Source organism: Caballeronia sp. M23-90, from assembly GCF_053574605.1.
In genome coordinates, this window is the sequence record NZ_JBSIPA010000546.1 from 1 (window position 1) to 4136 (window position 4136).

A 4136-nucleotide genomic window follows, 5' to 3' on the forward strand; every position below is an offset into this window, starting at 1 on the left:
CCGTCATCTCCGATACATCGAGCAGCGTTGCGGCTTCACGCAAGCGCAATACGCTTTGCTCGCGCAGCGTCTCGGCAAGCGTGCGCAGTCGTTCGTTCTTGGTCATGCGTGGATCAAGCGTGAAAGAGCGCGGCCGTTCAGGACCACGTGGCCTGAGCCGAAGCTTCCCAACCGCGAACCGGACGATTACATCATGGCATTCGGCGGACTGGACAAGAAATCGAACGGCGCTCCCATGGCGGAGATCAACATGACGCCGTTGATCGACGTGATGCTGGTGCTGCTCGTGATTTTCATCATCACCGCGCCTTTGTTCACGCACGCAATCCGGCTGGATCTGCCGAAGGTCGCATCGCAGGTCGTGCGCGAGACGCCGGACACGATCACGCTTTCCATCGATGACACCGGCAAGTTCTATTGGAACGACAAACCGGTCGCCTTCGAGCAGATGCAGGCGCAATTCGCGGCCGAAGGCAAGAAAGCGACGCAACCGGAGTTGCATCTAAGGGCATCGGCGGCGACGCGTTATGACGTGATCGCACGGGTGATGGGCGCCGCGCAAAGCGCGGGCTTGAGCAAGATCGGCTTTGTGACGGAGCCTGCGAAGCCCACGCACTGAGAGAATCCGGGCTTGTGAGGCGAGCCGGTCACCCAAAGGCGCGCCTCGCCAGAACCCTTCGCCTCAACGGTATAATCGCGCTTTGGCCGCGCGGGCGGCCTCCATGTCTACATTGCGTCACCGGGGCATGGAACCACGCTGAAGGAGCGGCCCGGGCACCATGCCAGACGGCCTCGATCTCGACGAGACCCGTGACCGACGCCCGCCGAGCATCGCCCGGAGCCTGGCCGTGACGCTTTTCCGGGCAACACTGCCACATCGCCGCAAGGCAAAACCGCCAAGACCACACCATGCAAGATAAATACGTACCCGCCGACGTCGAATCCGCAGCGCAAAGCGACTGGCGCGCGAAAGATGTCTACCGGTCGACCGAAACCAGCGACAAGCCGAAGTTCTACTGCGTGTCCATGCTGCCGTATCCGTCGGGCAAGCTGCACATGGGCCACGTGCGCAACTACACCATCAACGACGTGATGTACCGGTTCCTGCGCATGAACGGCCACAACGTGCTGATGCCCATGGGCTGGGACGCGTTCGGCATGCCGGCGGAAAACGCGGCGATGGCGAACAACGTGCCGCCGGCGAAGTGGACTTACGACAACATCGACTACATGAAGAAGCAGATGCAGTCGATGGGGCTGGCTATCGACTGGTCGCGGGAAATCGCGTCTTGCAAACCTGAGTACTACAAGTGGAACCAGTGGCTGTTCCTGAAGATGCTGGAAAAGGGCATTGCGTATAAAAAGACCGGCACGGTGAACTGGGACCCGGTCGACCAGACGGTGCTCGCGAACGAACAGGTGATCGACGGGCGCGGCTGGCGCTCGGGCGCGCTCGTGGAAAAGCGCGAAATCCCGATGTACTACATGCGCATCACGGAATACGCGGACCAGTTGCTCGGCGACCTCGACGGCCTCGGCTGGCCCGAGCGCGTGAAGTTGATGCAGCAGAACTGGATCGGCAAGAGCTTCGGCGTGAATTTCGGTTTCCCCTATGAGATCGACGGCGAAAGCAAATTGCTGCGCGTTTTCACCACGCGCGCCGACACCATCATGGGCGTGACCTTCGCAGCGGTCGCCGCGGAACATCCGCTGGCAACGCGCCTTGCTCGCGACAACCCCGCGTTGCAAACCTTCATTGAAGAATGCAAGCGCGGCGGCGTGGCCGAGGCCGATGTCGCGACCATGGAAAAGAAGGGCATGCCGACCGGCTTCCTTGTCACGCATCCGCTGACGCAGGAAAAGGTCGAAGTGTGGATTGGCAATTACGTGCTGATGAGCTACGGCGAAGGCGCGGTGATGGGCGTGCCTTCGCACGACGAGCGCGATTTCGCGTTCGCGAAGAAATACAACCTGCCGATCAAGCAAGTGGTCGCGGTCGAAGGCAAGACCTACAGCACGGACGCGTGGGAAGAGTGGTATGGCGAGAAGGGTACGGGCACGCTGATCAACAGCGGCAAGTACGACGGCCTCGGCTTTGAAGAAGCCGTGAACGCGATTGCGGCCGACCTGAAGGCAAAGAATTTCGGCGATAAACAAATCACCTGGCGCCTGCGCGACTGGGGCATTTCCCGCCAGCGTTACTGGGGCACGCCGATTCCGATCATCCACTGCGCCGCGTGCGGCGACGTGCCGGTGCCGGAAGCCGATCTGCCGGTCGTCTTGCCGGAAGACCTCGTGCCGGATGGCACGGGCAACCCGCTTGCGAAGTCGGAAGCATTCGTGAATTGCACATGTCCGAAGTGCGGCGCGCCGGCAAAACGCGAGACGGACACCATGGACACGTTCGTGGATTCGTCGTGGTATTTCTCGCGCTACGCAGCACCCGATGCCAAGACCATGGTCGACGAGCGCACCGATTACTGGATGCCGATGGACCAGTACATCGGCGGAATCGAGCATGCCATTCTTCACCTTTTGTACTCGCGTTTCTGGACGAAGGTGATGCGCGACCTGGGTCTCGTGAACTTCGACGAACCCGCGAAGAACCTGCTCACGCAGGGCATGGTGCTGAACGAAACGTACTATCGTGAAGACGCGGCCGGCAAGAAGACGTGGATCAACCCGGCGGACGTGACCGTGTCGCACGACGACAAAGGCCGCCCCATCGGCGCCGTGCTGAATGCCGACGGCCAGCCGGTCGTGATCGGCGGCGTGGAGAAGATGTCGAAGTCGAAGAACAACGGTGTTGATCCGCAATCGCTGATCGATGCCTACGGCGCCGACACGGCACGCCTCTTCGTGATGTTCGCAGCCCCCCCGGAGCAATCGCTCGAATGGTCGGGCACGGGCGTCGAAGGCGCAAGCCGCTTCCTGCGTCGCGTCTGGCAACTGGCGCATGGCCGCGCTGACGCGCTCAAGACGCACGGCAAGCTCGATACATCCAAGCTCAACGATTCCGACCGTACACTGCGCCGCGAGATCTACACCATCTTGAAGCAAGCCGACTTCGACTATGGCCGTTTGCAGTACAACACGGTTGTATCGGCGGCGATGAAGATGTTGAACGCGGTGGACGGCGCGAAAGACGCGACGCCGGCCGTGATCAACGAGACCTTCGGCGTGTTGCTGCGCGTGCTGTATCCCGTCGTGCCTCACCTCACGTTCCAGTTGTGGCAGGAACTGGGTTACGCGAACGTGTATGGCAGTCTGCTCGATGCACCCTGGCCGAAAGTGGACGAAGCCGCGCTCGAGCAATCCGAAATCGAGCTCGTGCTGCAGGTGAATGGCAAGGTGCGCGGCTCGATGATCATGGCCAAGGATGCGTCGCGCGAGGACATCGAAAAGGCTGCGGTTGCGCACGAGATGTTCGAAAAATTCTCGGAGGGACGCACGCCGAAGAAGGTGATCGTCGTGCCGGGCCGTCTGGTGAACGTGGTCGTATGAGCCTGAAATCGCGCGCCGCGCAAATTCTGGAGGACGTTGTGAGCAGCAAAGGCTTCAGTTCGACCCACAAAAAGATCAGCCGACGGTCGGTCCTGTCGCTCGCGTGCGGCGCGTTGCTGCTGTCCGCGTGCGGTTTTCAGTTGCGCGGTCAGCAGGACTACGCATTCAAGCGGCTGGCAATCGTCGGCGGCACGCCGGAAATGATTGGACGGCTGCAGCGGGTGGTGGAAGGCGGCAGCGACACAGTGATCGTCAAGGCGTCCGAGAAGCCCGACGCTATCCTCTCGCTGACCGGCGGCACGGGTATGAAGACGTTGAGCCTGAATGCCCAGGGTGTCGTGCAGGAATATGAACTCGACTACAACCTCGGCTACTCGATGGTCGGTGCCGACGGCACGATCCTCATCCCGCCAAGTACGATCGCGCTAAACCGCGCGCTGACATATAGCGACCAGTTCACGTTGGCGAAGGGTACGGAAGCGCAGACGCTGTTCCGCGACATGCAGTTCGACGCCGTCGATCAACTGACGCGCCGGCTCGCCGTCGGGCAGATCGGAAGGGCGGCGTGGAGGGAAAGAGTGGAGGATAGGGGGGAGGTCTCGGGGGGCGCCGGATCATTAAAAAAAAAAAGA

3 protein-coding genes are annotated in these 4136 nt (G+C 61.2%); all 3 read left to right on the top strand.

The window, feature by feature from the left end:
• Positions 1-193 precede the first annotated feature (193 nt).
• Entirely contained in the window at positions 194-619 is a 426-nt protein-coding gene (locus ACRXB1_RS32145) for an ExbD/TolR family protein (RefSeq protein ID WP_061998507.1), read from the top strand.
• A gap of 290 nt (positions 620-909) precedes the next feature.
• Positions 910-3504 carry a leucine--tRNA ligase gene (gene leuS / locus ACRXB1_RS32150; RefSeq protein WP_449494331.1) on the top strand — a complete coding sequence of 865 codons (2595 nt, stop codon included), beginning with the start codon at positions 910-912 and terminating at the stop codon, positions 3502-3504.
• Between the two features lie 74 nt (positions 3505-3578).
• Positions 3579-4136, top strand: a 558-nt coding sequence (locus ACRXB1_RS32155; RefSeq protein WP_449494332.1) for an LPS-assembly lipoprotein LptE, incomplete at its 3' end; no start/stop codon positions are given.